Origin of the sequence: Sulfurihydrogenibium sp., assembly GCF_027448985.1 — a bacterium.
Lineage (GTDB): Bacteria > Aquificota > Aquificia > Aquificales > Hydrogenothermaceae > Sulfurihydrogenibium.
In genome coordinates this window covers 1-2,931 of the sequence record NZ_DAIDMN010000116.1, presented here as the reverse complement: position 1 = coordinate 2,931, position 2,931 = coordinate 1, and the positions used below count along the sequence as shown (strand labels likewise).

At 34.1% G+C, this 2,931-nt stretch carries 4 protein-coding genes; 2 read left to right on the top strand and 2 right to left on the bottom strand.

Translation table 11 applies throughout. The features are described from left to right. Together NE054_RS07645 and NE054_RS07640 are read right to left on the bottom strand one after the other, a co-directional pair. The coding region (locus NE054_RS07645; RefSeq protein WP_297890321.1) for a helix-turn-helix domain-containing protein at positions 1-323 on the bottom strand (323 nt) is incomplete at its 3' end. Positions 324-554: 231 nt separating this feature from the next. Continuing rightward, positions 555-1,883 carry a homoserine dehydrogenase gene (locus NE054_RS07640; RefSeq protein WP_297890319.1) on the bottom strand — a complete coding sequence of 443 codons (1,329 nt, stop codon included), beginning with the start codon at positions 1,881-1,883 and terminating at the stop codon, positions 555-557. A gap of 97 nt (positions 1,884-1,980) precedes the next feature. Between NE054_RS07640 and NE054_RS07635 the strand changes: the two genes are divergently transcribed. Together NE054_RS07635 and NE054_RS07630 are read left to right on the top strand one after the other, a co-directional pair. Continuing rightward, positions 1,981-2,463, top strand: a complete 483-nt coding sequence (locus tag NE054_RS07635; RefSeq protein ID WP_297890317.1) for a DUF29 domain-containing protein — start codon at positions 1,981-1,983, stop codon at positions 2,461-2,463. Positions 2,464-2,474: 11 nt separating this feature from the next. After that, a partial coding sequence (locus NE054_RS07630; protein ID WP_297890315.1) for a DUF29 domain-containing protein occupies positions 2,475-2,931 on the top strand: 457 nt, incomplete at its 3' end.

The window sequence follows — 2,931 nt, the reverse complement described above, 5'->3', positions numbered from 1 at the left end:
TTGGTAGTGTAGGATTGTTTATCTTTTTTCTTTTTGAATTTAGGTTTTCCAAAGTGTTTAGGGTTTTTAAGCCAGTTTTTGAATGCTTTTTCTAAGTTAAGTTGGACATTGGCTAAAGCTAAGCTATCTATTTCTTTTAGGAATTGATATTCATCTTTGTATTTTGCTGGTGTTATTCTTGGTATTTTTTCTTTGTTTTCTAACGCTTTTAATTTTTCTTCAAGGATAATATTCCAAATGAATCTACAAGAGCCAAATGTTTTTGCGAAAAACTCTTTTTGCTCCTTATTTGGATATATTCTATACCTGTATGCTTTTAGCATTGTTTTTACCTTAGAAATATTATACACTAAAGTAGCAATTCATCTGGAACCTTATAGAAGATTCCAGACTTCTTGCTATAATCTGGTTAAAGTTAACATTTTTAAGCATTTGATTTATATATAGAATCATAACCACATACATAGATACAGCTATAGGCATGATTAACAACATCCATTGAACAAAATCTACTTTAATACCTTCTTCTTTTAAAAATCCTACACCTTACTTAGCTATGTTTCTTCATCTTCTACCCTTATGATGACTGGGTCTTCTACGGTGTAATGGTTTTCTATAATCTCTTTGATGGCGGATTGGATGTTGTTTTCTGATGCTGTATGGGTAAGTATAACAAGAGGAACCACTTTTTCACTCAGAGATTTTTGAAGTTTTAACACTTTTTCTTTTTGGATTACAGCTGCAATACTTATACTGTATTTTGCAAAAACTGAGGCAATTTTTGCAAGGATACCGGTTATATCCGGAACTGTAAATCTTATGTAATACCTTGTATAAAAATCCTTTGCCTTTGTTAGGTTTAGTTCCTTGTGTTTCCAATTCATGGAAGTTATCTCTATCTCGTTTCCTATACCGAGAGATATTGATTTTGCTATACTTACTATATCACTTACCACAGCACTTGCTGTTGGAAGGCTTCCGGCTCCTCTGCCGTAAAACATAGTTTCTCCAACATTATCACCTTCAACCATTACAGCATTAAAGACTCCATCAACCTTTGATAACGGATGGTCAGATGGTAAAAATGTTGGGTGGACTCTTATCTCCACTTCATCGTTGTGGGATTTTGCTATTGCTAAAAGTTTTAATGTATAACCAAGCTCTCTGCCAAGGTCTATATCAAGGATGTCTATCTTTTCTATTCCTTCTACATACACATGGGAAAAATCCAAAAATCCACCGAAAGACAAAGATGAAAGGATTGATATTTTATGGGCTGCGTCTGTACCGTTTATATCAAGGGTTGGGTCAGCTTCAGCATAACCTTTTTCCTGTGCTTCTTTCAATGCTTGATAAAAAGTTTTTCCTTCTTTGTACATAGAGGTTAAAATGTAGTTTGTAGTTCCATTTAGAATGCCGTATATTTTTTTTATCTCGTTTGCTACAAGACCCTCTCTCAATGCTTTTATTATCGGTATTCCTCCGGCTACGGCAGCTTCAAAACCAACTCTGATGTTTTTCTCTTCAGCTTTTAAAAATATATCTTTTCCTTTTTCCGCCAAAAGAGCTTTGTTTGCTGTAACAATGTGTTTGTTTTTGTTTATTGATTCCATAACCAAATAAAAAGGAAAATCTATTCCACCTGTAAGTTCTACAACTATGTGGATATCTTTATCTTCTAAAATCTCTTCTAAATTTTTTGCTTTTCTGTTTTCGTCTATTGGATGAGGGAATACCTTGTTCCAACTTCTTGTAAACACTTTTTTTAGATTTATATTCAATCCGGATTTTTGTTTTAATAACTCTTTTTGTGTGTCCAATATCTTTGCTACACCATTACCAACAACACCATAACCGACAATGGCAACATTTATCTCTTTCAAGACTCAACCTCCAGACTATTTGTTATAATTTTAACACAATTGATTAAATACTTAAAAAAGAATAACTTTATAATGAAAAACAAAAGGAGGTAATCCGATGCAAACCATAAACATCTCAAAACAAGAACTAAAACAGCTGTACACCAAAGACTATCCACTTTGGGTAGATATAAACCTTCAACTGCTGAAAGACAAAGCCTACGAGCTGGTAGATTGGGATAACCTTTTGGAGGAAATTGAAGATATGGGAAGAAGTGATTTAAAAGCCTGTATAAGCTACTTAGCTGTAATACTGGAACACCTTTACAAGTTAGACAACTTCAAAGATTTGGCAGGAGGAGAGTCAGCCGGAAAAAGCTGGGTTAGAAGTATTATGATTGCAAGGTTGGAACTTGAAAAAATGTTTAAATGGTATCCTTCTTTAAAGACAAAATTACCATCAGAGTACGACAAAGCATGGGATGAAGCGGTGGTAAGACTAAAAAAATGGCTTATGAAAAACAACAAAAATCCAAACGATTACAACATTCCAGACCAATGTCCTTACACCTACCAAGAAGCTTTTAACAGACAATTTTAGGAGGTAATCCGATGCAAACTATAAACATATCAAAACAAGAACTAAAAGAGCTGTACACCAAAGACTACCCACTTTGGGTAGATATAAACCTTCAACTGCTGAAAGACAAAGCCTACGAGTTGGTAGATTGGGAAAACCTTTTGGAGGAAATTGAAGATATGGGAGCAAGACATCTTGAAGCCTGTATAAGCTATCTGGCTGTTATACTGGAACACCTTTACAAGTTAGATAACTTCAAAGATTTGGCTGGAGGAGATACAGCTGGAAAAAGCTGGGTTAGAAGCATTATGATTGCAAGACTTGAAATAGAAACAATGTTTGAAAAATACCCAAGTTTGAAGTACAAACTACCTTTTGAACTAAAAAATGCTTGGATTGATGCAAAAAAAGAACTAAAAAAATGGCTTATGAAAAACAACAAAAACCCAAACGATTACAACATTCCAGACCAATGTCCTTACACCTACC

What these genes read in the sequence shown, in the direction of transcription:
- NE054_RS07635 (WP_297890317.1), top strand. Translation starts at nt 1,981, where the DNA reads ATGCAAACCATAAACATCTCAAAACAAGAACTAAAACAGCTGTACACC.